The sequence below is a fragment of the Nocardia sp. NPDC050435 genome, assembly GCF_040655395.1.
In the GTDB taxonomy this organism is placed as follows: domain Bacteria; phylum Actinomycetota; class Actinomycetes; order Mycobacteriales; family Mycobacteriaceae; genus Nocardia.
This window is the reverse complement of the sequence record NZ_JBFAJW010000007.1, coordinates 319,294-342,966: the sequence shown is the minus strand read 5'-3', so window position 1 is coordinate 342,966 and position 23,673 is coordinate 319,294. Positions and strand designations below refer to the sequence as shown.

The window sequence follows — 23,673 nt, the reverse complement described above, 5'->3', positions numbered from 1 at the left end:
ATTGCTTTCTCAGTATATGAGAACTACGGCCGTTCCTTGATGGCGAACCACAGGATCTTGCCGTCCCGGTTCGCGGTGATGATCGTCTGCGGGTACACCCGGGTCGAGCCGTCGGGGCGGTGCTCGGTCAGGTCGACGTCGAACGCGTCCGGCTGCACCTCGGTGATGCGGACGCAGTGCGTGGTGCCCACCGGGATCTGCTCGTTGATCGCCTTCTGGATGATGTCGGCGGTGGAGATGTTCTCCGCGTCCGGCGCCACGAAACTGCGCACCTTCTCGCCGCTGCGTTCCACGTAGAACGCGTACTGGAAGCCCAGGATCGCGCCCGGGCCGCTGCTGGTGTTGCCCGCGCCGTTGCCGACCGTCACCTTGCCGTCGGTGCTGGCGGGGCAGCTCAGCGCGGCGGTGGTCAGGGGCGGGGGCGGCGCGGCGGTGACCTTCCCGTCGTCGTCGCCGCCGGGATCGCGATTGAGCGCGACGATGGTGGCGACCAGGCCGAGCACCACCGCGAGGATGCCCGCGACACCCAGCATGATCCAGCGGCCCCGGGCATTGGACGGGGCCGGATCGGCCACCGGCGTTCCGGGCGCCAACCGCTGCGCGATCGGATCGTCGGCCCAGGACATGCCAGGGGCCGCGGTGCGGGCGGATCTCGGCGCCGGTTCGTCGTCGTCGAGGTTGTAGTCCGACGGGGTGGACCACCACTGGTCGCGATCGGGCGAGGACGCGGCGGCCGCGGGCGGAACCGGCGCCGACGGCGGCGGCGTCTGGTAGCGAGTGGTGGCCGCCGAGGACGGCTCCGCCGTCACCTCGGGACCGAAATCCGCGGGCGGCTGCTGCGGCGGGCGCGGGGGCGGTTCGGGAGCCCGGTAGGTGGGGGTCGACGGCATCGCGGACTCGCCCGCCGGCCGCCAGCCCAGATCCGGATGATCGGGAGCGGGCGGCGCGTTCCAGCGCGGACCGGACTCCTCCCGCTTCGGCCCGCCGAAATCCTCGACCGGAGGGCCGAAATCATTCACCGGACCGCCGAAATCGCCTACCGGAGCGCCGAAATCGTGTGCGGGCGCGCCGAAATCGCGCACGGGTGGGCCGAAATCACCCACCGGAGGCCCGAAATCGTCAGGGTTCGCCTGCCCCGCCGACTCGCGCCCGCCTACCGGGGGCCCGAAGTCCGACCGGGACTGGTCGGACTCTTTGTCCCTATCACCTTCGGAGCCCACAACCAATCCTTTCCCCAGGACACACGTGTGGGGCGGTCGCGAACGACCGCCCCACCCGTTGAAACAGCTCGGCTCAGTACTGGACCGAACCACCCCACTGGGTGGTGATTCCACCGACGTTGACCGTCTGCGGCGCCACATCGCCCGCCGGGATAATCGACGGCAGTGTAACGCGCGCGGCGGCTTCGAGGGCAGCGGCGCCGCCCGGCTGCGCCGAGATCCACTGCTCGACCGCGGCCTTGGCGGCGTTGGCCTGCGTGGTGTCCAGGATGAAGGAGTTCTTGTTGTCGGCCAGACCCTCGCCACCGGTGTAGCTGGTGATCTTGATGCTGTTCGGGTCCAGGTACTCCACCGACACACCGGCTTCACCGGCGCCGGTCGGCGTGCGGTAACCGATGGTGCCGACGTAGCCGGCCTGGTTGTTGAAGTGGTGGGTGTTGGCCACGAAACCGGGCAGCAGCGCGCCGCCGTCGACGTTCGCGCCGACCTCGGTGCGCGGGCCCTGCATCTCGACCACCGGCGCAGCGGGCGCGGCCTGCAGGCGCGGGGCCTGCCAGCGCGGCGGCTCCTGCACCAGGTTCTCCTGCGACTCCGGCTGCTGCGCGGGCACATTCGACTGCGGCCTGGGCTGCGTGGTGCCCGGCTGGGCGGGCTGCGCCTGGGTGCCCGGCTCGGCTGGCTTCGGCGCGTTCGGGTCGGCCGGATCCACGGCGACGGCCGGCTGGTCCCCCGCCTGCTGGCCCGGCACCGGCAGCGGCGCGACGCGCGGGGTGGTGACACCCGGCTGAGTCGGCTGGGCCAGTTTCGGATCCTTCTTCGGATCCGGCTTCACCTCATCGGGATCCGGTGTGGTGATGCCCGGCTGGCTCGGCGTGGGCTTGCTCGGCTGCTGCTGATCGGTGGGCGCGCCCGGCTCTGGAGTGGCCGTCTCCGGGGTCTGCTCGATGGTTCCGGGCTGCGCCGGCGCCGGCGCGGGCGGCGTGGTAGGTGTGGTGGGCTCGTTCGGCACAGCCCCGGCGGGCGCTGCGAGAAGAGTGGCCACGGCTGCCGCGGCGGCCAGCGGCATCGAGGTCCCCGCCACCGCCCGCTGCGCCCGATTCGGCTTACGGTGTTTCACTTTTCGCAATCCCTTTCACACACGATTCCCCGACGACCCGTGGGCCGTACGCCGTTCCTGTGGTGAAAGGACTTGCTCCCCCGCAACAGCAACCACGCGACCGCCCGCCGATCGCATCTCAGCGGAAGTCAACCATAAGATCGCGCTCACGGCAACGCGATGAAAAGCGCGCCGCAGCAACCACACTGGGAAAAGTGCGGCGGGTCACCTCAAGGGAATGTTAATCCAGGTCGTCGTGACGCATGAGCTGACGGGCCGCCTCGGTGACCGAGCCGGTCAGCGACGGGTACACCGAGAAGGTCTGGGCCAGGTCGTTGACCGTCAGATTGTTCTGCACCGCCAGCGCGATCGGCAGGATCAGCTCCGAGGCGATCGGCGCGACCACGACGCCGCCGATGACCACGCCGGTCGCCGGACGGCAGAAGATCTTGACGAAACCGCGCCGCAGGCCCGACATCTTGGCCCGCGGGTTGGTGTTCAGCGGCAGCATCACCGTGCGCGCGGGGACCTCGCCGTTGTCGATGGCGGTCTGGCTGACACCGACGGTGGCGATCTCCGGGCGGGTGAACACCGCGGAGGCAACGGTTTTCAGCCGGATCGGCTGCACCCCCTCGCCGAGCGCGTGATACATCGCGATGCGCCCCTGCATCGCGGCCACCGACGCCAGCGGCAGCAGGCCGGTGCAGTCGCCCGCGGCGTAGATGCCGGGCACGGTGGTGCGCGACACCCGGTCCACCCGCAGGTAACCGCCGCGGTCGAGTTCGATGCCGACCCGCTCCAGGCCCAGGCCCTCGGTGTTCGGCGTGGAGCCGACCGTCATCAGCGCGTGCGTGCCGGTGACCGTGCGCCCGTCCGACAGCTTGACCACGATGCCGTCGGCGGTGCGCTCCACCGCGTCGGCGCGCGCGTGCTTGACCAGTTCCACACCGCGCTCGGCCAGCGCGTCCTCCAGCACCAGCGCCGCGTCGGCGTCCTCGCCGGGCAGCACCCGGTCCCGGCTGGAGACCAGCTTCACCTGCACGCCCATCTCGGTGTAGGCCGAGACGAACTCCGCGCCGGTGACGCCGGAACCGACCACCACCAGCGTCTCGGGCAGCTCCGCCAGGTCGTAGAGCTGGCGCCAGTTCAGGATGCGCTCGCCGTCCGGCTCCGCGCCGGGCAGCACGCGCGGGCTGGCGCCGGTCGCGATCAGCACCACCTCGGCCTCGATGATCTGCTCGGTCCCCGTGGACAGCTTGGCCAGCACCCGGTGCGCCGACAGCGGCCCGCCGGCCTCAAGGATCTCGCCGCCGCCCTGCAGCACCGACACCCCGGCGGCCTGCAATTTGGAGCGGATGTCCGCGGACTGCGCCAGTGCCAGCGCCTTCACGCGCGCGTTGACCTCGGGCAGATCCACGGTGGCCTGCTCCGGGTCCAGCGTGATGCCCAGGTCCTTGGCCCGGCGCAGCGAGGTGCGCACGCCGGTGGAGGCGATGAAAGTCTTGGAGGGCACACAGTCCCAGAGCACGCACGCGCCACCGATGCCGTCGCAGTCGATCAAGGTCACCGTGGCGCCGTGCTGGGAGGCCACCAGCGCCGCCTCGTAACCGGCCGGGCCGCCGCCGATGATGGCAATGCGGGTCATGGGTACCTCCGCTCGAGCTGTCGACCGGGATCTCCGGCGCTGACTCCTACCACGTTATCCGGCGAGTGGCCGGCAACTATGAACGACCCAACACGCCGCGCCCGGCACCGGAAAAAACACAGTCTGGGCCGGATATAGACGGCATGGGTCCATTATTGGCTACCCTTTGCTACGTGCCGATCTACGCCGCTTACGGGTCGAACATGGACTCGTCCCAGATGCTCGAGCGCTGTCCGCACTCCCCCATGTCCGGAACGGGCTGGTTGGAGGGCTGGCGACTCACCTTCGCCGGCGACGATATCGGCTGGGAAGGGCCGCTCGCCACCGTGGTGGAGGACCCGGGATCCCGGGTCTTCGTCGTGCTCTACGACGTCTCCCCGGAGGACGAACAGAGCCTGGATCGCTGGGAGGGTTCCGATTTCGGGATCCACAAGAAGATCCGGCTGCGCGTCACCCGCAATCCCAACAACAACGCCGAGACCGTGCTGGCGTGGCTGTACGTGCTGGACGCCTACGAGGGCGGCCTGCCCTCGGCCCGCTACCTCGGAGTAATCGCCGACGCCGCCGAAAAAGCCGGTGCGCCCGAGGATTACGTACACGCCCTGCGCACCCGCAACAGCAAGAACGTCGGGCCGGGCACGTTCGGCTGATCCCGCGCCCCGAAACACCGAAGGCCACCTTCCCGCCGGAAGGTGGCCTTCGCCGTCGAGGCGGGACTCAGCCCGCCTGCAGGATGATGTTGCTGAGCACCCGGACACCCACCGAGAGCGCGCGCTCGTCGATGTCGAAGGTCGGCTGGTGCAGATCCAGCTGCTCGCCGCGACCGGACCAGACGCCCAGCCGGGCCATCGCGCCCGGCACCTCCTCCAGGTACCAGGAGAAGTCCTCGCCGCCGCCGGACTGCATGGTGTCGGCCAGCGCGTCCGGGCCGAGCGCGCGGATCGCGGACTCGAACATGCGGGTGGACTGCTCGTCGTTCACCACCGGCGGCACGCCGCGGCGGTAGTTCAGCTGGTAGCGCACGCCGGTCGGGGCGAGCAGACCGTCGACGATCTCGTGCACCATCGGCTCCAGCAGCGACCAGGTCGCGTGGTCGCCGGTGCGGACCGTGCCGGTGAGCATGCCCGTCTGCGGAATCGCGTTGGGCGCCTTGCCCGCCGACACCGCGCCCCACACCATCACGGTGCTGGTCCGCGGATCGATGCGGCGGCTGAGCAGACCCGGCAGGCCGGTGATGACGGTGCCGATCGCGTAGACCAGGTCACTGGTCAGGTGCGGGCGCGAGGTATGCCCGCCCGGCGAGTCCAGCACCAGCTCGACCGTGTCGGCGGCGGAGGTGATCGCGCCGACCCGGATGCCGACCCGGCCCACCTCCAGGCGCGGATCGCAATGCAGGGCGAATATCCGGTCCACGCCCTCCATCGCGCCGGCGGCGACCATGTCGATCGCGCCGCCCGGCATGACCTCCTCGGCGGGCTGGAACACGAACCGCACGCCCACCGGCAGGTTCATCTCGGCCAGCGCGAGGGCGGTGCCGAGCAGGATCGTGGTGTGGGCGTCGTGGCCGCAGGCGTGCGAGACGCCCGGGACGGTCGAGGCGAAGGACAGGCCGGTGAACTCCTGCAGCGGCAGCGCGTCCATATCGGCGCGCAGGCCGATGCGCGGGCCGTCGGCCGGGCCGATATCGCAGATCACCCCGGTGCCGCCCGGCATCTTCTGCGGGTTCAGGCCGGCCTTGGTGAGCCAGGAGGAGATGAACTCGGTGGTGCCGAACTCGGTGCGCGACAGTTCCGGATTGGCGTGAATGTGCCTGCGCCACTGGACCAGATCGACGGCGTGCTCGGTCAGCCACGCCTCCACACAGGCGCGTCCGGCGGCCACGGTGTCGATGACGGCGTGGCCCGGGCCCTGCGGGCGTAGCAGCGCCTCCGCGGCGTCCACGCCGGTCATCATGGCCTCGCGACCCGCCGCGGTCCCCGCTGCCGGGATCGAACCGCCGGTACTACTCACCGAATCTCCTCCTGTCGTTGAACCAGCCGTTGCAACAACCTGTCTCTCTGTACGTCATCGCGGGCGACGGCGATAGCGGTACGCGCGAGCGCCAGCGCGCCGTCGACGACGGCGCGATCCGCCGAGGCGTTGACGCTCGCCGCGGCGAAACCGGGCTGATGCGTCACCGCCCCATCGGCGTCGATGCCGATAACCGGATGTATGCCCGGGATGACGTTGGTGACGTTGCCCATGTCCGTGCTGCCCAGTGGCCGCTGCGCCTCGAGTTCCGGTGCGATCGGCACCCGGCCGAGGTCGGCGATCTGCTCGCGATAGGCACACAGTAATGCCGGATCGGGCGTCAGCTCGGTATATGTCGGTGCGAGCGTCCGGATTTCGTGGGTGCAGCCGGTCGCGAGGGCGCCCGCCTCGAAGCAAGCCGACGCGCGTCGCATCAGTTCGTCGAGGGATGCGGAGTCGACTGCGCGTAGGTAATACAGCAGTTCCGCACGTCCGGGCACGATGTTCGGGGCTACGCCACCGCTGCCGACTATACCGTGCAGTTGCTGGCCGGGCCGGATATGTTGCCGTAGCAAACCGATCGCAACCTGAGCGACGGTCGCCGCGTCCCCCGCGTTGCGGCCGCGCTCGGGCGCGGCGCTGGCGTGGGCTTCCTGCCCGTGGAACACCACTTCCAGGTCGGCCAGCGCCAGCGAGCGCGCGTTCACGATGTCGGTCGGCCCGGGGTGCACCATCAGCGCCATCGCGACGTCGTCGAACACGCCGCGCTCGAGCATCAGGACCTTGCCGCCGCCGCTCTCCTCGGCCGGCGTGCCGAGCACCACGACGGTGAGGTCGAGGTCGTCGGCCACTTCGGCGAGTCCCAGCGCGGCGCCGACCGCGCTGGCGGCGATGATGTTGTGCCCGCAGGCGTGGCCCAATCCCGGCAGCGCGTCGTACTCGGCGCAGAGCGCGACGGTCAGCTCGCCGCTGCCGAAACTGGCGCGGAACGCGGTCGGCAGCTCGGCGACGCCGGTCTCGACCTGGAAGCCGCGCTCGGTCAGCGGCTCGAGCGTCTTGGCGACGCTGCGGTGTTCCTCGAACGCCAGCTCGGGCTCGGCGTGGATGCGGTGCGAGAGGTCGATCAGCCGCGGCGCGGCGGCCTGGATCGCGCCGTCGGCGGGCGCGCGGCCGACCGGGTTACGCCCAGCGTGCAGTTCGCTGGACGACCCGGGATGACCGCTGCGCGGTGGTGGCATGGAACACAGTGTCGCACTGGTGTGCAAATCGAGCACGGCGTGCGCGCCGCCCGGTGGCGGGCGGCGCGGGCCGCGCGGCAGGCAGAAGCAGTTATCCGGCGGCGAACGCCAGGTTCTCCGGAGTGGTCGCGACCGCGAGTCCGGCCAGGGCCTTGGCGTGCAGGGCCCGCTTGATGACCGGCAGGTTCGGCTTGCGGTTGCCCGTCAGTGCCGCGGCACGCGCGATGGCAGCGCTCAGCAACGTCTCCGCATCGGCCTGCTCGTCGACGATGCCCGCGGCGATGGCCTGGTCCGCCGGGAAGCGGTGGCCGGTGGTCATGGCCAGCACGCACACCTGGTTGGTCAGGCGCTCGGTGAGCAGCGCGTTCATGCCGATGGTGAAGGGCATGCCCAGGTTCACCTCGGGCAGGCACCAGAAGCCGCGATCGGCGCGCATGACGCGCAGATCGCAGGAGGTGGCCAGCATCGCGCCGGCGCCGAAGGCGTGGCCGTTGAGCGCCGCGACGGTCGGCATCGGGAAGGTCAGCAGCCGGGTGTACAGCGAGTGCACGCGGTCCAGGTACCAGTGCATCCGGTCCAGGTTTCCGAACAGCCAATCGGTGTCCAGGCCGTTGCTGAAGAACTTGCCGGTGGCGGTGGTGACCAGCGCGGCCGGGCCCTCCGACGCCTCGACCTCGTCGAGCAGGCCGTGCACCTGATCGATCCAGTCCGGGTGGAAGCGGTTCTCGTTGTCGGTCTGGCCCTCGGTCCCGAGGTACAGGACGAACACATCACCTTCACGTTCCAGGTACGGCATGCGTGCAGCGTATCCCGGCCCGCGCCGCATTCCTACTGGTGGGTAGCAACGGTGCGGGGCGTGCCGCGGATTCCGGGCGCGGAACTGGGGACCGACCGGATCCGGCGCGGTCGATACGACCCGACTATCGTGGCGTTCATGCTTGCCGAAAAGGCCGCGGAGGCTATCGCCGAACGAACTGGAGTCGACCGTCACCGGATCGCGGTGGTGCTGGGATCGGGCTGGCAGGAGGCGGCCGCGGAAATCGGCACGCCCACCGCCTCGGTGCCGATGCCCGAGCTGCCCGGCTTCGGAACCCCCAGCGCGCAGGGACATGTCGGGACGGTGCACTCGGTGCCCGTGGACGACAAGTCGGTGCTGCTGCTGATGGGCCGCCAGCATCTCTACGAGGGCTACCAGCCGGCCGAGGTGGTGCATCCGGTGGCCGCCGCGATCGCGGCGGGCGCGGAGATCGTGCTGCTCACCAACGCCGCCGGCGGCATCCGCGCCGACCTCGACGTCGGTGCTCCCGTGCTGATCAGCGATCACCTCAACCTCACCGGGCGCACCCCGCTGACCGGCGCCACCTTCGTCGACCTGGTCGACGCGTGGGATCCCGAATTGCGCGCGCTGGCAAGGGAAGTCGACCCGAGCCTGACCGACGGCGTGTACGCCGGCCTGACCGGCCCGCAATACGAGACACCGGCCGAGATCCGCATGCTGCGCACCATGGGCGCCGACCTGGTCGGCATGTCGACGGTGCTGGAGGCCATCGCCTGCCGGGCGCTGGGCGCGCGCGTGCTGGGCATCTCGCTGGTCACCAATCTGGCCGCGGGCATCTCCGGCGCGCACCTCTCGCACGCCGAGGTCCTGGCCGAGGGGCAGGCCGCCGCACCACGTCTCGGGAAACTGCTGCGCGGCGTGCTGGAGCGGCTCTAGATGCTGCGGTTCGGCACGGCGGGTCTGCGCGGGCCGCTGCGCGCGGGCCCGGACGGCATGAACGTCGAGACGGTGTCGCGCGCCACCGCGGGGCTGTGCGTGTGGCTGCGCGGGCGCTGCCTGGGTGGCGGCACCGTGGTCGTGGGCCGCGACGCCCGGCACGGCTCCGCCGAATTCGCCACCGCCACCGCGGAGATCTTCGCGGCGGCGGGCTTCCCGGTGCTGCTGCTGCCCGAGCCGGTACCGACCCCGGTGGTCGCGTACGCGGTCCGGGAGCTGGGTGCGGTGGCCGGTGTGCAGATCACCGCCTCGCACAACCCGCCCGCCGACAACGGCTACAAGGTCTACCTCGACGGCGGTTCGCAGCTGATCGCGCCGGCCGACACCGAGATCGAGCGCTGCATCGAGGCGATCACCGGGCCCGTCGAGCGACAGCCGGTGCTCCCCGCCGACGACGATCTGGTGCGGCGCTATCTCGATCGGGTGGGGCGCCTGCGGGATCTGATCGGCGGCGCGGGCACCCGCGCCGAGGTCCGGATCGCGCTCACCGCGCTGCACGGCGTCGGCGGCGAGCTCGCGGTGCGCGCCCTGGCCGCGGCCGGGTTCACCGACGTGCACGTGGTGCCCGAGCAATTCGAACCGGACCCTGACTTCCCCACCGTCGCGTTCCCGAACCCGGAGGAACCCGGGGCCACCGATCTACTACTGGCGCTGGCCGAGCGGGTCGACGCCGATCTCGCGATCGCCCTGGATCCGGACGCCGATCGTTGCGCGGTCGGCGTGCGCGGGGACGGCGGCTGGCGGATGCTGCGCGGCGACGAAACCGGTGTGCTGCTGGCCGATTGCGTGCTCGCCACGGCCGCGCCCGGCGCGCTGGTGGCCACCACGATCGTGTCCTCGCGCCTGCTGTCGAAGCTGGCGCCGGCCCGCGGCGCCCGCTACGCCGAGACCCTGACCGGCTTCAAATGGCTGGCCCGCGCGGGCGACGGCCTGGCCTACGCCTACGAGGAGGCGATCGGGCACTGCGTCGACCCGGTGGCGGTGCGCGACAAGGACGGCATCTCGGCCGCGGTCGTCGCCGCCGACCTGGTCGCGCGACTGAAGGCGCGGGGCCGCACCCTGCTCGGCGAACTCGACGACTACGCACTGGAATTCGGCCTGCACGCGGGCGCCCAGGTTTCGCTGCGCCTGGCCGACGCGGCTGCGGCCGCCGCCGTGGTGGATCGCCTGCGCACCGGCCCGCCCGGCGAGATCGCGGGCGAGCCGGTGAAATACACCGATCTGCTGGCGGCCCGGGGCCGGATGCACACCGACGCCCTGGTTTTCGAGGGCACGGGGCTGCGGCTGGTGATCCGCCCGTCGGGCACCGAGCCCAAGCTCAAGTGCTATCTGGAGGTGGTCGAACCGGTGTCCGGCCGCGCCGGGCTGCCGGAGGCGAAAGCGGCGGCCGCGCGACGGCTTTCCGAGATCGCCGAGTACTGCCGCACGCTCTGAGGCTCAGCGCGGGCCGAACTGCCGGTCGCCCGCGTCGCCGAGCCCCGGCACGATGTAGGCGTTCTCGTTCAGCCCCGCGTCCACCACGGCCGTGACCAGGCGCACCGGCAGGCCCGAATCCTCCAGTGCGGCAATGCCTTCCGGTGCGGCCACGACGCAGACCGCGGTGATGTCGGTGGCGCCGCGCGCCGCGAGCAGCTCCAGGGTGTGGCGCATGGAACCCCCGGTGGCCAGCATCGGATCCAGCACGTAGACCGGTAATCCCGCCAGTTCCTCGGGCAGCGACTGCATGTACGGGACGGGCTGGTGGGTGTCCTCGTCTCGGGCGATGCCGACGAAGCCGACCCGGGCGTCCGGAATCATCTCCACGGCGGCGTCGATCATGCCCAGTCCGGCGCGCAGCACCGGCACCAGCAGCGGCGGCTGGGCCAGCCGCACGCCCTCGGTGAACGCCACCGGTGTCGAGATCTCGAAGCGGGTCACGGGGGCCTCCCGCAACGCCTCGTAGACCAGCACCCGGGTCAGGTCGCGCAGAGCGGCGCGGAAGGCCGCATTGGGCGTCCGCGCGTCGCGCATGGTGGTCAGCAGGGCGGCGGCAAGTGGGTGGTCCACGCTGTGCGTACGCATTCCGAAACGATAAGGTCGTAGTCGAGCTCGACGCGAGCGTTCCTCGGGCGGGGTCTTCGGGAAGTTTTTTTCGACGGGCTGGAACCGAATCTCGGGGCCGCGCGTCGAACCAAGTGGATGACGTACTCTGCCTGGGAACAAACGGATGGGGGAAGCAGTAATGGCAAGAAAGTTTTCGGCCGACGCCGAGGGCATCGCCACCTACAGCGCGACCGCCGAGGTGATGGCCACCGAGATGACCGCCGCGGCCGCGAGCGCCGCGGGTGGGAATCCCGCCCTCCTCGGTCCGATCATGGGGTTGATCGGCGGTGATTTCATGGCCGCCTATTCCGCGGCGCACGCCGGGAATGTCGCCGCTATCGCCCAGCTTTCGGCCGTGCTGTCCAGCATGGGCATCGCCACCGGTGTCGCCTCCACCAAGATCTCCGAACAGGATCTGAGCACCGCCGCCGCGTTCAAGTCCACCGACCTGGACGGATGACACGGTGATCGACATCAACCTGCTGGCGCAGCCGCTGCTCAGCCTGCTGTCCAGCTTCGGCTCCGGCGTCATCCCCTCCGGCGGCGCGTCCGACGCGCTCACCTCGGCTTCCTCGGCGCTGGAGTCGCTGCACACCCTGGGCAAGGGCAGCATCAACCAGCTCAACACCGCGCTCGACGGCGTCACCGCCGACGCCGCCACCGCGAAGGCGCTGCGCGTACAGACCTCCTCCGCGCAGACCTCCGACGTGCTCACCGAGATGGCCGCGGTCGTCAATCAGGCCGCGGCACAGGTCGAGACGGGGCAGAAGGAACTCGACACCGTCGTGCAGTCCTTCGTCAGCAACGCCACCAGCCTGCTGCCCACGATCACCACCCCGGTGGGCCTGACGGCACTGGTGAGCACCGCCATCGATCACCTCAACCAGGGCATCGGCGTCGTCAACAAGACCCAGACCGAGCTGCAGACCTCGACGGCCAGCATGAACGAGCTGACGCCGGCGCCGTCCACCGCGCCCGCCGCGACCAGCAGCAATCTGCTCAGCACCGCCAAATCCGCCCTGGACAGCCTGACCAGCGGCACCGGCGGCCTGGCCAGTTCCGCGCTGAACACGGGCGTCTCCGCGATCAGCAGCGCCGCCAAGGCCACCACGTCCAAAACCAAGGACACCACCCAGACCCCGAGCTCCAACACCTCCACGGCCAAGCAGACCGAGGTCAAGACGGAGAAAACGGAGAACGGCGGTGTGAAGATCACCCTGCCGGACGGCAGTGTGGTGGAGGCGCCGAACGAGAAGGCCGCCAAGGCGGTCACCTCGGCGCTCTCGGCGGTCGGCACGCCCTACGTGTGGGGCGGCAACGACCCGAACAGCGGCATCGATTGCAGCGGCCTGACCAAATGGGCCTACAGCGAGGCCGGTGTCGAACTGCCCCGCCTCGCCCAGGAACAGCACATCGGACACCAGCAAGTCTCGCCCGGCGATCTGCAGCCCGGCGACCTGGCCGTATGGGACGGCCACGTCGCCATGGTCATCGGCAACGGGCAACTCGTCGAGGCCGGCGATCCGGTCTCGGTCAGTTCCATCCGAACGGAGAACATAGGTATGGAGTTCTACGGCTTCTACAGGCCCACATCATGACCCAGCCGCAGCAGATTCCGAACGTCACCGTCGCCGCCAGCCAGAACCGGTCCGGCACCATCGCGGTGCGCGCCACCGATCAGGGCATGCCGGTCGAGATCAAATTCGAGCGCAGCGAATACCGTTACGGCGCGCAAGCTCTCGCGGCCGAGATCCTGCGCCTGACCAAACGGTCCGCCATCGCCGCCCGTGCCCGCCGCCGCGAGGTGCTGGCCGAGTCGGGAATGTCGGCCGAGGTGCTGGACAAACTGGGCCTGCCCACCCGGCAGCAGGCGGTCGACGAACTCGATCGCATCGACGACGCGGACACTGGACAGACGAGCTGGATGAGGCCGGTCTAAACAATGAGTGCTGAAATGGACGCGTTGGTCGCCAACGCGACGGCGAAGCTGGAAGCACTGGAGGCCGCGCTGTACGGCCTCAAGCAGGTGCGAGGCACCTTCACCACCGAAGACGGCGCGGTCGGCGTCGAGGTGGACAGCGACGGCGCACTGGTCGGCCTGCAATTGTCGGAGTCGGTCACCTCGATGGCGCCCGCCGACGTCTCCCAGCTCATCGTGTGGGCCTGCCGACAGGCCGCGGAGGACGCGGGCGGGCAGCGTTCGAACGTCATTGCCGCACTGAACGAGTCGTTCGCCCCGGCCGAAAACGCGCCCTCGAGCGCCCTTGGGGGCAGGCCGGATAGTGCCTGACGCGGCGAGTCGTTAGGCTTCCGCTCATGGCTTCTGGAGACATCGTCCCGATCGAGCTCGGCCTGACCGACGGCGATCTCGTCACACTGTGGGCACCGCGCTGGCGAGACGGTGACGACGAGTGGGAGGCGTTCCTCGGTCACGAGGATTCGCTGTACGGATTCGAGTCCGTCGCGGAGCTGGCCGCGTTCATCCGGACGGACTCCGACAACGACCTCGTCGACCATCCCGCGTGGAAGGTCGTCGCCGGTCTGTCGGCGGCCGAGCTGGAGCCCGAGGACGCGCACTCCTACGACCTGGTGGCGGTTCCGGAGCTGGCGGCCGGCGATCCCGACGTGGACACCGTGGCCGAGCTCGAGGAGACCCTGTCGATGGTGCGCAACATCGGCGAGGTCTGCGAGCTGGACGTGGTCACCAAGTTCTTCGGCTCGCACCCGTCGCTGGGCGCGCTGGCCGCCGGGGCGAGCTTCTTCGCCGACCGGGAGGGCGAGGAGATCTGGGACCAGATCGGCGCCGCCATCGTCAAGGACTGGGACAACGTCCTCGACGCCGTCGACTCGGTGGTCTCCACGCCCGAGGTCGACAAGGCCGCCGTGGCCGTCGCCGAGGCGGAGCTGCTGGCCGCCGAGGAGAACGTCGTCGACGCCGACGACGCGGCCGACAGCGACGAGGAAGAAGAGTTCGAAACCGTCGACCTGAACAAGGACGACGAGGACGAGGAAGACGACGAGGACGAGGACGATTCGTTCTGGCACGAGGTCGGCATCGACCCGGTCAAGATCGTCACCTCCGAGGGCACCTTCTTCACGCTGCGCTGCTACCTGGACGACGAGCCGATCTTCCTGGGCACCGAGGGCCGGATCACGGTCTTCGGTTCCGAGCGCGCGCTGGCCCGCTACCTGGCCGACGAGCACGAGCACGATCTGGCTCGGGTCAGTACCTACACCGATGTGCAGACCGCGGCGGTGGACGGTTCGCTCGAGGTCGAGGTCACCGACGAGAACGTCTACGTGCTGCCGGGTCTGACCGAGGATCTGGCCGAGGGCCCGGACGCGGTCGATTTCGAGCAGCTGGAGCTGGCGGTGGAGCTGTTCACCGACGCTTCCGATTACGCCGAGGACGACGCGGTCGAGCAGGCGCTGGCGGTGTCCACACCGCTGGGCTGGTATGTGTCCTACCTGCTCAACCCGGATCCGACCCGGATGGCGCCGAACCCGCCGTTCGGCGCGGAGTCGAAGGCCTGGCGCGAATTGGAGCGCAACTTCGAGGCGCGGCTCGACCAGCAGAAGTAATACGCACCCGGCAGACCCCGGCCCCGCACGCGGGAGCCGGGGTCTTCGCGTCTCAGCGCAGGCGGATCCAGATCTGTTCGGCGTGCGCCAGCAGCCGCTCGTCGGAGCCGTAGATCGCGGTGGCGGCGTAGGACTTCCGGCCCTGGTCACCGTCGTAGCGGCCGACGACCACGCATTTCTCGCCGACCGCGGGCCGGTCGAGCACCGCGGCGGTCATCGAGCCGAGCAGGGCCGGGTTCTCGGCCATGCCCGGCAGCGACCAGCCACCGGGACAATCCATGGCGGCCCACAGCAGCGGAGCGCCGAGCGGCAGGTCATCTGCCGGAGTCCACGCCGCGGCGACCAGTCCGGCGCCGACCGGACCGGCCTCGATCCGCAGCCCGTCGGCTCGCCCGCTGCCGCAGACGAAGCAGCCCGCGAAGATCTCGTTGCCCTCATAGGCGCTCGCCGCCCGCTCCGCCACCGCGTACGAAACCGGCTGCGGCACATCGCGTTCGAACGCGCCCGGGTGGAACTCGGCGATCGTCGTCGCGTCGTCGAGCAGCTGCCCCGCGTGCACCCGCAACGGCGTCTCCAGCGGCGGCTTGTTCCGCAGCCGGACCGTCAGCACCGGATCGCCGCTCTGTTCGGCCAGCATTCCCCCGACGTAACCGCCGTTGCCGGAACCGGGCGGGCCGTTGAAACGCCGCGGAATCTGCACAACCTTCATGGTCACCCACGCTATCCGGGCCCGCCGCCCGGATGCGGCGGGGCTCCCCTTCGGATCGCCGCCACGCCGCCCGGGCGTTTCACCGCCGCTAGCCCAGCAGAACCGCGTAGCCGGGCTTGATGATGTCGTCGATGATGCGCAGCCGCTCCGGGAACGGGATGAACGCCGACTTCATCGCGTTGATGGTGAAGCGTTCCAGATCCGACCAGCCGTAATCGAAGGTCTGCACCAGCTTGAGCATCTCCCGGCTCATGTCGGTGTCGCTCATCAGGCGGTTGTCGGTGTTGACGGTGACCCGGAACCGCAGCCGGGCCAGCAGATCGAACGGGTGCTTGTCCAGCGAGGGCACCGCACCGGTCTGGACGTTCGACGACGGGCACAGCTCCAGCGGGATCCGCTGGTCCCGTACGTAGTTCGCGACCAGGCCAAGCTGCGCGTCCTCCAGCCCGCCCGGGACCTTGATGTCGTCGGTGATGCGCACGCCGTGGCCCAGGCGGTCGCAGCCGCAGAACGCCAGCGCCTCGTGGATGGAGGGCAGGCCGAAGGCCTCACCCGCGTGGATGGTGAAATGCGCGCTGTTGGCCCGCATGTACTCGAAGGCGTCCAGGTGCCGGCTGGGCGGGAAGCCCGCCTCGGCGCCCGCGATATCGAAGCCACCGACGCCGCGGTCGCGCCAGCGCACCGTGAGTTCGGCGATCTCGCGCGAGCGCGCGGCGTGCCGCATCGCGGTGAGCAGACAGGTCACCACGATCGGGTGACCGTCGGCGGCCGCGAGCTGCTCGCCCTCGCGGAAACCGGCGAGCGTGTGCTCGACCACCTCGTCCAGGGACAGGCCCTGCTCCAGGTGTTGCTCCGGGGCGAAGCGCACCTCGGCGTAGACCACGCCGTCGGCGGCCAGATCCTGGGCGCATTCCCGGGCGACGCGGCGCAGGCCCTCCGGAGTCTGCATGACCGCGACGGTGTGGGCGAAGGTTTCCAGATAGCGTTCCAGCGATCCGCTGTCGGCCGCGTCCCGGAACCAATCACCCAGGGTGACGGCATCATCGGCGGGTAGTTGGTCGTAACCGCAATCGGCGGCGAGCTCCAGCACGGTCGCGGGCCGCAGACCACCGTCGAGGTGATCGTGCAGTAGCGCCTTGGGAGCTTGGCGGATCGAGGCAAGGGTCAAAGGCATCGGTCCTGTCATGAACCCACGCTAGCCCCAGACCGGGCTCGCGGCACCCCGGTTCGTGGAGGTCGTCACATCATCGGGCCATGTGATTGTGGTCTCCTCAGCCCGCGATCCGGTCCAGCAGCAGCGGGGTGGCCGGCTGCCGGTCGGCGGAGCCGATGTCGAACGCGTCGGCGACCGCCGACCGCGCGCCCGCGAACGCGTCCGGCGTGTCGGTGTGCAGGGTGAGCAGTGGCTGGCCCGCGGTGACGGAATCCCCCGGCTTGGCGTGCATTTCGACGCCCGCGCCGAACTGCACCGGGTCGCCCTGGCGGGCGCGGCCCGCGCCGAGCCGCCAGGCCGCCAGGCCGACACCCAGCGCGTCGAGCCGGGTGAGCACGCCATCACGTTCGGCCCGAACGGTTTCGGTGTGCCGGGCCCGGGGCAGCGCGGCGTCCGGGTCGCCGCCCTGGGCGCGCACCATGGCGCGCCAGTGATCCATGGCGCGGCCGTCGGCGAGCGCGTCCGCGGGGTCCACGTCGAGCCCGGCCAGCGCCACCATTTCCCGGGCCAGCGCGAGGGTCAGCTCGACGATGTCGGGCGGGCCGCCGCCCGCGAGCACCTCGACGGATTCGGCGACCTCGAGCGCGTTGCCCGCGGTGCGGCCCAGCGGCGTGTCCATCGCGGTCAGCAGGGCCACCGTGCGCACACCCGAGTCGGTGCCCAATTCGACCATCGCCGTGGCCAATTCACGGGCGTCGGCTTCGGACTTCATGAAGGCGCCGGCGCCGACCTTCACGTCGAGCACCAGCGCCGCGGTGCCCTCGGCGATCTTCTTGCTCATGATCGAGCTGGCGATCAGCGGGATGGACTCGACGGTGCCGGTGACATCGCGCAGCGCGTACAGGCGCTTGTCCGCGGGGGCCAGATCCGCGCCGGCCGCGCACACCACCGCGCCGATCGCCGGGTCCGCCAGGATCTCTCGCATCCGCGCGACCGGCACCTCGGCCCGCCAGCCCGGGATCGACTCGAGCTTGTCCAGCGTGCCGCCGGTGTGCCCGAGGCCGCGCCCGGACAGCTGCGGCACCGCCGCGCCGCAGGCCGCCACCAGCGGCGCCAGCGGCAAGGTGATCTTGTCGCCCACCCCGCCGGTCGAATGCTTGTCCACCGTCGGGCGCGGCAGATCCGTGAAATCCATCCGGGTGCCGGAGGCGATCATCGCGGCCGTCCAGCGCGCCGTCTCCCGGCGCGTCATGCCGCGCAACAGGATCGCCATCGCCAGCGCGCTCATCTGCTCGTCGGCCACCACTCCCCTGGTGAAAGCGTCCACCACCCAATCGATCCGGTCGTCGGAGAGCTCCCCGCCGTCCCGCTTGGTCGTGATGATCGAAACCGCATCCAGCGCCATCCGGCCAGTCTCGCACGCGACACGTCGGCGCCCTGGTTCTTGTCGGACTCCTCCGATAGCCTCTGTGCATCATTCGATCACTGTTTGGGGGAGCTATGACAGAAACACTGGCCGGTCGAGTCACCCAGCTGGAGAACCGGGTCGGCGATGTGGAGCACGGCTACAACGAGGAGTTCTACCAACTCGGCCGCCGCGTCACCGGCGTCGAGGTGCACACGGCGCGGATCGCCACCCAGACCACGGCGATCGCCCAGGGCATCGGTCTGATGATGGAGCGCATGGGGCTCCAGCCGATCCACATCCCGCCCGCAGCCGCGCCTACCGACGACGAGGTCGACGCCGCCCTCGAAGAGAACTGCTGAGGGGGCGGCCGTGACGTACGCACGCTTGGATAACCGAGTCGCGAGGCTCGAGGGCCGCGTCGCCGATATCGAAACCAGCCACGGCAGCTCGATCTACGACCTGACCAGACGTCTCACCGCCGTCGAAATCGTCATGCAGCGCAGTTTCGCCCGGCTCCTGCAAGCCTTGGCCGTCCCGGAGCAGGAGATAGCGCACCTGACATCGGCGACCGACGAGGAAGTCGACACCAAACTCGAAGAGAGCTGCTGAGCGTTCCCGCTAGAGCTGCCCGGCGTCCAGGTCGTCGGGGCCGAAGGCGTCGGGCAGCAGGGTGCGCAGCGGGGTGGGGCCATCCTTGTGGTCGACCAGCAGCCCGCCCCCGCCGTGCTCGTGCAGCAGCTGGCGGCAGCGACCGCAGGGCATGAGGATTTCGCCGCGGGAATCGGTGACGGAGAGGGCCAGCAGGCGCCCGCCACCGCCGGAAATCAAGTTACCGATGAGTACACATTCGGCGCAGAGGCCCAATCCATATGAGACATTTTCCACATTGCACCCGCTCACAATGCGTCCGTCCGAGCTGAGAGCGGCGGCGCCGACCGGAAACCGCGAATACGGCGCATAGGCATTGCGCATGACTTGGATTGCGTTGCTGCGCAGCGTATTCCAGTCGATTTCCGGCATCCGATACCTCCCGTTCACCGCACCGGACGAGCCCGCGGCGAGGCCATGGCGCACCCCGAAACGCATTGAATGAGGTAAACCTAACTCGCCACAATGTAGCGCAACGCACGGCACGCCGAATTAGTTCCGGCATAAGTAGAGGATTAGAGTCCAACTCAGATCGGTTCAGGTTCCCGGCGGCGGGCCAGCGCTTCAGGAACAAAGCGCGGCCACCTGGGCATTTCGCCCCCTCCCGCAGTCGGAAACAGGACCTGTGACCGGGTCCATCAACGACGTTGGAGGCACCGCACTCTATGACCACGATAGAAGCTCCGGCCCCGCCGAAGCGGAAGTTCACGCTGTATCGAGGCGACCCGGGTATGTGGTCGTGGGCGCTGCACCGGATCACCGGTGTCACCCTGTTCTTCTTCCTCTTCGTGCACGTCTTGGACACCGCACTGGTCCGGGTCAGCCCCGATACCTACGACCAGGCCATCGAGACCTACAAGAACCCCATCGTCGCCCTGATGGAGATGGGCCTGGTTGTCTGCGTGCTGTTCCACGCGTTCAACGGCCTGCGCGTCATCCTGGTCGACTTCTGGGCCAAGGGCCCGCGCTACCAGACGGCCATGCTCTGGGTGGTCCTCGGCGTGGTGGCCTTGCTGGGCATTCCCGCCATCGGCCGCATGTTCTTCTACCTCTTCACGGAGCACTGACATGAGCGCACCCGTTATCGGCAAGTCGCACGACCGGCCGGCCTCCCTGGACCTGCCGCGCTCGCCGCGCGCCCGCTCCAACAACAACTTCGAGAAGTACGCGTGGATGTTCATGCGCTTCTCCGGCCTGCTGCTGATCGTGCTCGTGCTCGGGCACATGTCGATCATGCTGCTGCTCGACGGCGGCGTGAAGCGCCTGAACTTCGCCTTCGTGGCGGGCCGCTGGTCCTCCCCGTTCTGGCAGTTCTGGGACCTGACCATGCTGTGGCTGGCCCAGCTGCACGGCGGCAACGGCCTGCGCACCGTCATCGACGACTACTCGCGCAAGGACTCCACCCGCTTCTGGCTGAAGACCGCGCTGGCCGTGTCCATGATCCTGGTCATGGGTGTGGGCACCTACGTCATCTTCACCTTCGACCCCAACATCAGTTAGGAACAGGCACCCCTCGTGAGTGATTCGCGGATTCAGGAGCATCGCTACGACGTCGTGATCGTCGGTGCCGGTGGCGCCGGCATGCGCGCGGCGATCGAGGCCGGGCCCCGGGCGCGCACTGCCGTGCTGACCAAGCTGTACCCGACCCGCAGCCACACCGGCGCGGCCCAGGGCGGCATGTGCGCCGCGCTGGCGAACGTCGAAGAAGACAACTGGGAGTGGCACACCTTCGACACCGTCAAGGGTGGCGACTACCTGGTCGACCAGGACGCCGCGGAGATCATGGCCAAGGAGGCCATCGACGCGGTGATGGACCTGGAGAAGATGGGTCTGCCGTTCAACCGGACCCCCGAAGGCAAGATCGACCAGCGTCGCTTCGGCGGCCACACCCGCGATCACGGCAAGGCCCCGGTCCGCCGCGCCTGTTACGCCGCCGACCGCACCGGCCACATGATCCTGCAGACGCTGTACCAGAACTGCGTCAAGCACGACGTGGAGTTCTACAACGAGTTCTACGTGCTCGACCTGGTCATGACCGACTCCGACCGCGGCCCCGTCGCGACCGGCGTGGTCGCCTACGAGCTGGCCACCGGCGACATCCACGTCTTCCACGCGAAGTCGATCGTGTTCGCCACCGGCGGTTCGGGTCGCATGTACAAGACCACCTCCAATGCCCACACCCTCACCGGTGACGGCATGGCCATCGTCTTCCGCAAGGGCCTGCCCCTGGAGGACATGGAGTTCCACCAGTTCCATCCGACAGGTCTGGCCGGCCTGGGCATCCTCATCTCCGAGGCGGTCCGCGGCGAGGGCGGCATCCTGCGCAACGCCTCCGGCGAGCGCTTCATGGAGCGCTACGCCCCCACCATCAAGGACCTCGCGCCGCGCGACATCGTCGCCCGCTCGATGGTGCTCGAGGTGCTCGAAGGCCGCGGCGCCGGCCCGAACAAGGACTACGTCTACATCGACGTGACCCACCTCGGCGAGGACGTGCTCGAGGAGAAGCTGCCCGACATCACCGAGTTCGCCCGCACCTACCTGGGCGTGGACCCGGTACACGAGCTGGTGCCGGTCATGCCGACCTGCCACTACGTCATGGGCGGCATCCCGACCCGCATCCGCGGCGAGGTGCTGCGCAACAACACCGACGTGGTCCCCGGCCTGTACGCCGCCGGTGAGTGCGCCTGTGTCTCGGTGCACGGCTCGAACCGCCTGGGCACCAACTCGCTGCTCGACATCAACGTGTTCGGCCGCCGCGCGGGCATCGCCGCCGCGGAGTACGCGCTGCGCACCGAGTTCGTCGAGATGCCGGAGAACCCGGCGCGGATGGTGCAGGACTGGCTGGCGCTGATCCTGTCCGATCACGGCAACGAGCGCGTCGCCGACATCCGCACCGAGCTGCAGTACACGATGGACATGAACGCCGCCGTGTTCCGCACCGAGGACACCCTCAAGCAGGCGCTCACCGACATCCACGCGCTCAAGGAGCGCTACGCGCGGATCACCGTGCAGGACAAGGGCAAGCGCTACAACAGCGACCTGCTCGAGGCCGTGGAGCTGGGCTTCCTGCTGGAGCTGGCCGAGGTCACCGTGGTCGGCGCGCTCAACCGCAAGGAGTCGCGCGGCGGCCACGCCCGCGAGGACTACCCGGACCGCGACGACACCAACTACATGCGCCACACCATGGCGTACAAGACCGGTCCGGATCTGATCTCCGACATCCGGCTGGATTACAAGCCGGTGGTGCAGACCCGTTACGAGCCGATGGAGCGTAAGTACTGATGACTGCTGTAGCGGAACCCACCACGCAGAAGCCCGCTCCCGTGCCCGAGGGCTCGGTCATGGTCACCGTCAAGGTGGCGCGGTTCAACCCGGAGGACGGTCAGGGCGCGCACTGGGAGTCCTTCCAGGTGCCGGTCCTGCCGACCGACCGCTTCCTGAACGTGCTGATCTACATCAAGTCCTACCTGGACGGCACGCTCACCTTCCGCCGCTCCTGCGCGCACGGCGTCTGCGGTTCGGACGCGATGCGGATCAACGGTGTGAACCGGCTGGCCTGCAAGGTGCTGATGAAGGACATGCTGCCCAAGAGCGGCAAGTCCCTCACCATCTCGGTCGAGCCGATCCGCGGCCTGCCCGTGGAGAAGGACCTCGTGGTGAACATGGAGCCGTTCTTCGACGCGTTCCGCGCGGTGAAGCCGTACCTGATCACCACCGGTAACGAGCCGACCCGCGAGCGCATCCAGAGCCAGGCCGACCGCGCCCGGTTCGACGACACCACCAAGTGCATCCTGTGCGCCTGCTGCACCACCTCCTGCCCCGTGTACTGGAGCGACGGCAGCTACTTCGGCCCGGCCGCGATCGTGAACGCGCACCGCTTCATCTTCGACAGCCGCGACGAGGCCGCCCGCGAGCGCCTGGACATCCTCAACGACGTCGAAGGCGTGTGGCGCTGCCGCACCACCTTCAACTGCACCGACGCCTGCCCTCGCGGCATCGAGGTCACCAAGGCCATCCAGGAAGTCAAGCGCGCACTGCTCTTCGCCCGCTAGCCGTACTTCGAAGGCCGCCTTCGTCTTTCGACGGAGGCGGCCTTCGTCGTTCTGGAAGCTACTGCGCCCCCGCGACTTTGGCGCGGGCGTGCTGGGCGCGCAACGGGGTTTCGTCGTCCATCTCGGCGAAGCAGGCGCCGACCACGTCCTCGATCTCCGAGATCGATTCCGCGCAGTACAGCACCGGCTGGTAGTGGGTGATGTCGTAGGTGGCGGTGCCCATTTCGGTGACGTCGAGCGGACGCACCTCGACCTCGCGGATCTCGGTGATCTCGCCGTAGGAGGAGAGCAGACCCGCACCGTAGCAACGGATTTCGCCGCGCTCGCGGACCACGCCGAATTCCATCGAGAACCAGAACACGTCGGCCAGGAACTTCAGCGCGGCGTCGGTGCGCAGCCGGGCCACGGCCTCGCCGACGGTCTGGTAGAGCGCGGCGAACCGCGGACTGGCGATCTGGTTGGCGTGCCCGATGATCTCGTGGATGGCGTCGGGTTCCGGGGTGTAGAGCGGGGCGGAGTGGTGCCGGATGTACTGGGTGGAGTGGAAGACCCGGTCGGCGAAGGAGCCGAAGAACTCGCGCAGCGGCACCAGCCCGGCGGCCGGCACGTAGCGGAACCCGCTGAGCGGGAACAGTTTCTCGGAGACCTCGTCCAGTTGCGGAATGTGATCGGTGGGCAGGTTCAGCCGAGCGGCCGCGTCGAGCACCTCCTGGCAGGCGTAGGTCTCGTGCTTGCGCGCGAGTTCGTAGGAGACCGTCCGCCACACCTGTTGTTCTTCCTCGGTGTAGGCGATGCGGGGCAGCGGCTTGCCGGGCGCGTACTCGAGCGCCAGCGCGGCGATGGCGTTGCGACGGGTGCGATAGCCGGGATCGCCGACACCGGGATGCTCGTCGCTGAGATGCACCGTCACATCGCCGTCACCGCTGCGGGTCACGGGCGAGTACAGCTGGGCTTCGGTGAACATACCTCGATGCAAGCACCGCCGGGCCGCCGCGACAACGAAAGCCCTTCCAGCTGGGCAAACTGCCTAGCTGGACGGGCCGGTCGGCCGGATTA

26 protein-coding genes are annotated in these 23,673 nt (G+C 69.4%); 14 read left to right on the top strand and 12 right to left on the bottom strand.

The window, feature by feature from the left end; genetic code table 11:
• Positions 1 to 23 precede the first annotated feature (23 nt).
• The 3 genes from AB0I43_RS23140 to AB0I43_RS23130 all read right to left on the bottom strand — a co-directional run bounded on the left by AB0I43_RS23140 (position 24) and on the right by AB0I43_RS23130 (position 3,961).
• Positions 24 to 1,103, bottom strand: a complete 1,080-nt coding sequence (locus tag AB0I43_RS23140; protein ID WP_356973984.1) for a hypothetical protein — start codon at positions 1,101 to 1,103, stop codon at positions 24 to 26.
• Positions 1,104 to 1,293: 190 nt separating this feature from the next.
• Positions 1,294 to 2,337, bottom strand: a complete 1,044-nt coding sequence (locus AB0I43_RS23135) for a hypothetical protein (protein WP_357432634.1) — start codon at positions 2,335 to 2,337, stop codon at positions 1,294 to 1,296.
• 220 nt (positions 2,338 to 2,557) lie between these two features.
• On the bottom strand, positions 2,558 to 3,961 hold the full coding sequence (locus AB0I43_RS23130) for an NAD(P)H-quinone dehydrogenase (RefSeq protein WP_356973982.1): 1,404 nt from the start codon (positions 3,959 to 3,961) through the stop codon (positions 2,558 to 2,560).
• 173 nt (positions 3,962 to 4,134) lie between these two features.
• On the opposite strand from AB0I43_RS23130, the gene AB0I43_RS23125 reads away from it, so the two are divergent.
• The gene (locus AB0I43_RS23125) at positions 4,135 to 4,611 is read left to right on the top strand and encodes a gamma-glutamylcyclotransferase (protein ID WP_356973981.1); all 477 of its coding nucleotides are present in this window, start codon (positions 4,135 to 4,137) and stop codon (positions 4,609 to 4,611) included.
• A gap of 67 nt (positions 4,612 to 4,678) precedes the next feature.
• Here AB0I43_RS23125 and AB0I43_RS23120 read toward each other — a convergent pair whose 3' ends face one another.
• From AB0I43_RS23120 to AB0I43_RS23110, 3 genes are all read right to left on the bottom strand, one after another.
• Positions 4,679 to 5,971 carry a M20 family metallopeptidase gene (locus tag AB0I43_RS23120; RefSeq protein WP_356973980.1) on the bottom strand — a complete coding sequence of 431 codons (1,293 nt, stop codon included), beginning with the start codon at positions 5,969 to 5,971 and terminating at the stop codon, positions 4,679 to 4,681.
• Complete coding sequence (locus AB0I43_RS23115) at positions 5,968 to 7,209, bottom strand: M20 family metallopeptidase (RefSeq protein WP_356973979.1); 1,242 nt, start codon at positions 7,207 to 7,209, stop codon at positions 5,968 to 5,970. Before AB0I43_RS23115 ends, AB0I43_RS23120 begins: the two co-directional genes overlap by 4 nt.
• Before the next feature lie 91 nt (positions 7,210 to 7,300).
• Positions 7,301 to 8,005 carry an enoyl-CoA hydratase-related protein gene (locus tag AB0I43_RS23110; RefSeq protein ID WP_356973978.1) on the bottom strand — a complete coding sequence of 235 codons (705 nt, stop codon included), beginning with the start codon at positions 8,003 to 8,005 and terminating at the stop codon, positions 7,301 to 7,303.
• Positions 8,006 to 8,143: 138 nt separating this feature from the next.
• On the opposite strand from AB0I43_RS23110, the gene AB0I43_RS23105 reads away from it, so the two are divergent.
• Both AB0I43_RS23105 and AB0I43_RS23100 read left to right on the top strand, forming a co-directional pair.
• Complete coding sequence (locus AB0I43_RS23105; protein ID WP_356973977.1) at positions 8,144 to 8,923, top strand: purine-nucleoside phosphorylase; 780 nt, start codon at positions 8,144 to 8,146, stop codon at positions 8,921 to 8,923.
• Complete coding sequence (locus tag AB0I43_RS23100; protein WP_356973976.1) at positions 8,924 to 10,417, top strand: phospho-sugar mutase; 1,494 nt, start codon at positions 8,924 to 8,926, stop codon at positions 10,415 to 10,417.
• A gap of 3 nt (positions 10,418 to 10,420) precedes the next feature.
• On the opposite strand, the gene upp is transcribed toward AB0I43_RS23100, so the two are convergent.
• The gene (gene upp / locus AB0I43_RS23095; RefSeq protein WP_356973975.1) at positions 10,421 to 11,044 is read right to left on the bottom strand and encodes a uracil phosphoribosyltransferase; all 624 of its coding nucleotides are present in this window, start codon (positions 11,042 to 11,044) and stop codon (positions 10,421 to 10,423) included.
• Positions 11,045 to 11,204: 160 nt separating this feature from the next.
• On the opposite strand from upp, the gene AB0I43_RS23090 reads away from it, so the two are divergent.
• From AB0I43_RS23090 to AB0I43_RS23070, 5 genes are read left to right on the top strand one after another with little or no spacing between them, the layout of a single operon-like run.
• Positions 11,205 to 11,525, top strand: a complete 321-nt coding sequence (locus AB0I43_RS23090; protein WP_356973974.1) for a hypothetical protein — start codon at positions 11,205 to 11,207, stop codon at positions 11,523 to 11,525.
• Between the two features lie 4 nt (positions 11,526 to 11,529).
• On the top strand, positions 11,530 to 12,663 hold the full coding sequence (locus AB0I43_RS23085) for an NlpC/P60 family protein (RefSeq protein ID WP_356973973.1): 1,134 nt from the start codon (positions 11,530 to 11,532) through the stop codon (positions 12,661 to 12,663).
• Positions 12,660 to 13,004, top strand: coding sequence for a hypothetical protein (locus tag AB0I43_RS23080; protein ID WP_356973972.1), 345 nt, complete (start codon positions 12,660 to 12,662; stop codon positions 13,002 to 13,004). The genes AB0I43_RS23085 and AB0I43_RS23080 overlap by 4 nt, the downstream gene beginning before the upstream one ends.
• A 15-nt stretch (positions 13,005 to 13,019) precedes the next feature.
• Complete coding sequence (locus tag AB0I43_RS23075) at positions 13,020 to 13,355, top strand: YbaB/EbfC family nucleoid-associated protein (protein ID WP_356973971.1); 336 nt, start codon at positions 13,020 to 13,022, stop codon at positions 13,353 to 13,355.
• 26 nt (positions 13,356 to 13,381) lie between these two features.
• Positions 13,382 to 14,647 carry a primosomal protein gene (locus AB0I43_RS23070; RefSeq protein WP_356973970.1) on the top strand — a complete coding sequence of 422 codons (1,266 nt, stop codon included), beginning with the start codon at positions 13,382 to 13,384 and terminating at the stop codon, positions 14,645 to 14,647.
• A gap of 52 nt (positions 14,648 to 14,699) precedes the next feature.
• Here AB0I43_RS23070 and AB0I43_RS23065 read toward each other — a convergent pair whose 3' ends face one another.
• The 3 genes from AB0I43_RS23065 to AB0I43_RS23055 form a co-directional block, all read right to left on the bottom strand.
• Positions 14,700 to 15,356: a hypothetical protein gene (locus tag AB0I43_RS23065; protein ID WP_356973969.1), complete on the bottom strand. Its 657-nt coding sequence runs from the start codon at positions 15,354 to 15,356 to the stop codon at positions 14,700 to 14,702.
• An 88-nt stretch (positions 15,357 to 15,444) separates the two neighbouring features.
• On the bottom strand, positions 15,445 to 16,542 hold the full coding sequence (locus tag AB0I43_RS23060) for an adenosine deaminase (RefSeq protein ID WP_356973968.1): 1,098 nt from the start codon (positions 16,540 to 16,542) through the stop codon (positions 15,445 to 15,447).
• A gap of 85 nt (positions 16,543 to 16,627) precedes the next feature.
• Complete coding sequence (locus AB0I43_RS23055; protein WP_356973967.1) at positions 16,628 to 17,914, bottom strand: thymidine phosphorylase; 1,287 nt, start codon at positions 17,912 to 17,914, stop codon at positions 16,628 to 16,630.
• A 95-nt stretch (positions 17,915 to 18,009) separates the two neighbouring features.
• Between AB0I43_RS23055 and AB0I43_RS23050 the strand changes: the two genes are divergently transcribed.
• Positions 18,010 to 18,276, top strand: a complete 267-nt coding sequence (locus tag AB0I43_RS23050; RefSeq protein ID WP_356973966.1) for a hypothetical protein — start codon at positions 18,010 to 18,012, stop codon at positions 18,274 to 18,276.
• Between the two features lie 10 nt (positions 18,277 to 18,286).
• Positions 18,287 to 18,526 carry a hypothetical protein gene (locus AB0I43_RS23045; RefSeq protein ID WP_356973965.1) on the top strand — a complete coding sequence of 80 codons (240 nt, stop codon included), beginning with the start codon at positions 18,287 to 18,289 and terminating at the stop codon, positions 18,524 to 18,526.
• Positions 18,527 to 18,535: 9 nt separating this feature from the next.
• Here AB0I43_RS23045 and AB0I43_RS23040 read toward each other — a convergent pair whose 3' ends face one another.
• Positions 18,536 to 18,937 carry a cytidine deaminase gene (locus AB0I43_RS23040; protein ID WP_356973964.1) on the bottom strand — a complete coding sequence of 134 codons (402 nt, stop codon included), beginning with the start codon at positions 18,935 to 18,937 and terminating at the stop codon, positions 18,536 to 18,538.
• Between the two features lie 293 nt (positions 18,938 to 19,230).
• Between AB0I43_RS23040 and sdhC the strand changes: the two genes are divergently transcribed.
• The 4 genes from sdhC to AB0I43_RS23020 are packed head-to-tail and all read left to right on the top strand — an operon-like array spanning position 19,231 to position 22,617.
• Positions 19,231 to 19,632: a succinate dehydrogenase, cytochrome b556 subunit gene (sdhC, locus tag AB0I43_RS23035; protein ID WP_356973963.1), complete on the top strand. Its 402-nt coding sequence runs from the start codon at positions 19,231 to 19,233 to the stop codon at positions 19,630 to 19,632.
• A gap of 1 nt (position 19,633) precedes the next feature.
• Positions 19,634 to 20,065, top strand: a complete 432-nt coding sequence (locus AB0I43_RS23030; RefSeq protein ID WP_356973962.1) for a succinate dehydrogenase hydrophobic membrane anchor subunit — start codon at positions 19,634 to 19,636, stop codon at positions 20,063 to 20,065.
• A 30-nt stretch (positions 20,066 to 20,095) separates the two neighbouring features.
• Complete coding sequence (sdhA, locus tag AB0I43_RS23025; protein ID WP_356974125.1) at positions 20,096 to 21,847, top strand: succinate dehydrogenase flavoprotein subunit; 1,752 nt, start codon at positions 20,096 to 20,098, stop codon at positions 21,845 to 21,847.
• Positions 21,847 to 22,617 (top strand): succinate dehydrogenase iron-sulfur subunit, encoded by a 771-nt coding sequence (locus AB0I43_RS23020; RefSeq protein WP_356973961.1) that lies wholly within the window; start codon positions 21,847 to 21,849, stop codon positions 22,615 to 22,617. Before sdhA ends, AB0I43_RS23020 begins: the two co-directional genes overlap by 1 nt.
• Positions 22,618 to 22,675: 58 nt before the next feature.
• Here the strand turns inward: AB0I43_RS23020 and AB0I43_RS23015 are convergent, their stop codons facing one another.
• On the bottom strand, positions 22,676 to 23,581 hold the full coding sequence (locus tag AB0I43_RS23015) for a phenylalanine 4-monooxygenase (RefSeq protein ID WP_356973960.1): 906 nt from the start codon (positions 23,579 to 23,581) through the stop codon (positions 22,676 to 22,678).
• Positions 23,582 to 23,673 lie beyond the last annotated feature (92 nt).

What these genes read in the sequence shown, in the direction of transcription:
- AB0I43_RS23130 (WP_356973982.1), bottom strand. Translation starts at nt 3,961, where the DNA reads ATGACCCGCATTGCCATCATCGGCGGCGGCCCGGCCGGTTACGAGGCG.
- AB0I43_RS23115 (WP_356973979.1), bottom strand. Translation starts at nt 7,209, where the DNA reads ATGCCACCACCGCGCAGCGGTCATCCCGGGTCGTCCAGCGAACTGCAC.
- AB0I43_RS23110 (WP_356973978.1), bottom strand. Translation starts at nt 8,005, where the DNA reads ATGCCGTACCTGGAACGTGAAGGTGATGTGTTCGTCCTGTACCTCGGG.
- AB0I43_RS23105 (WP_356973977.1), top strand. Translation starts at nt 8,144, where the DNA reads ATGCTTGCCGAAAAGGCCGCGGAGGCTATCGCCGAACGAACTGGAGTC.
- AB0I43_RS23100 (WP_356973976.1), top strand. Translation starts at nt 8,924, where the DNA reads ATGCTGCGGTTCGGCACGGCGGGTCTGCGCGGGCCGCTGCGCGCGGGC.
- upp (WP_356973975.1), bottom strand. Translation starts at nt 11,044, where the DNA reads ATGCGTACGCACAGCGTGGACCACCCACTTGCCGCCGCCCTGCTGACC.
- AB0I43_RS23090 (WP_356973974.1), top strand. Translation starts at nt 11,205, where the DNA reads ATGGCAAGAAAGTTTTCGGCCGACGCCGAGGGCATCGCCACCTACAGC.
- AB0I43_RS23080 (WP_356973972.1), top strand. Translation starts at nt 12,660, where the DNA reads ATGACCCAGCCGCAGCAGATTCCGAACGTCACCGTCGCCGCCAGCCAG.
- AB0I43_RS23075 (WP_356973971.1), top strand. Translation starts at nt 13,020, where the DNA reads ATGGACGCGTTGGTCGCCAACGCGACGGCGAAGCTGGAAGCACTGGAG.
- AB0I43_RS23070 (WP_356973970.1), top strand. Translation starts at nt 13,382, where the DNA reads ATGGCTTCTGGAGACATCGTCCCGATCGAGCTCGGCCTGACCGACGGC.
- AB0I43_RS23065 (WP_356973969.1), bottom strand. Translation starts at nt 15,356, where the DNA reads ATGAAGGTTGTGCAGATTCCGCGGCGTTTCAACGGCCCGCCCGGTTCC.
- AB0I43_RS23060 (WP_356973968.1), bottom strand. Translation starts at nt 16,542, where the DNA reads ATGACAGGACCGATGCCTTTGACCCTTGCCTCGATCCGCCAAGCTCCC.
- AB0I43_RS23055 (WP_356973967.1), bottom strand. Translation starts at nt 17,914, where the DNA reads ATGGCGCTGGATGCGGTTTCGATCATCACGACCAAGCGGGACGGCGGG.
- AB0I43_RS23050 (WP_356973966.1), top strand. Translation starts at nt 18,010, where the DNA reads ATGACAGAAACACTGGCCGGTCGAGTCACCCAGCTGGAGAACCGGGTC.
- AB0I43_RS23040 (WP_356973964.1), bottom strand. Translation starts at nt 18,937, where the DNA reads ATGCCGGAAATCGACTGGAATACGCTGCGCAGCAACGCAATCCAAGTC.
- sdhC (WP_356973963.1), top strand. Translation starts at nt 19,231, where the DNA reads ATGACCACGATAGAAGCTCCGGCCCCGCCGAAGCGGAAGTTCACGCTG.
- AB0I43_RS23030 (WP_356973962.1), top strand. Translation starts at nt 19,634, where the DNA reads ATGAGCGCACCCGTTATCGGCAAGTCGCACGACCGGCCGGCCTCCCTG.
- AB0I43_RS23020 (WP_356973961.1), top strand. Translation starts at nt 21,847, where the DNA reads ATGACTGCTGTAGCGGAACCCACCACGCAGAAGCCCGCTCCCGTGCCC.
- AB0I43_RS23015 (WP_356973960.1), bottom strand. Translation starts at nt 23,581, where the DNA reads ATGTTCACCGAAGCCCAGCTGTACTCGCCCGTGACCCGCAGCGGTGAC.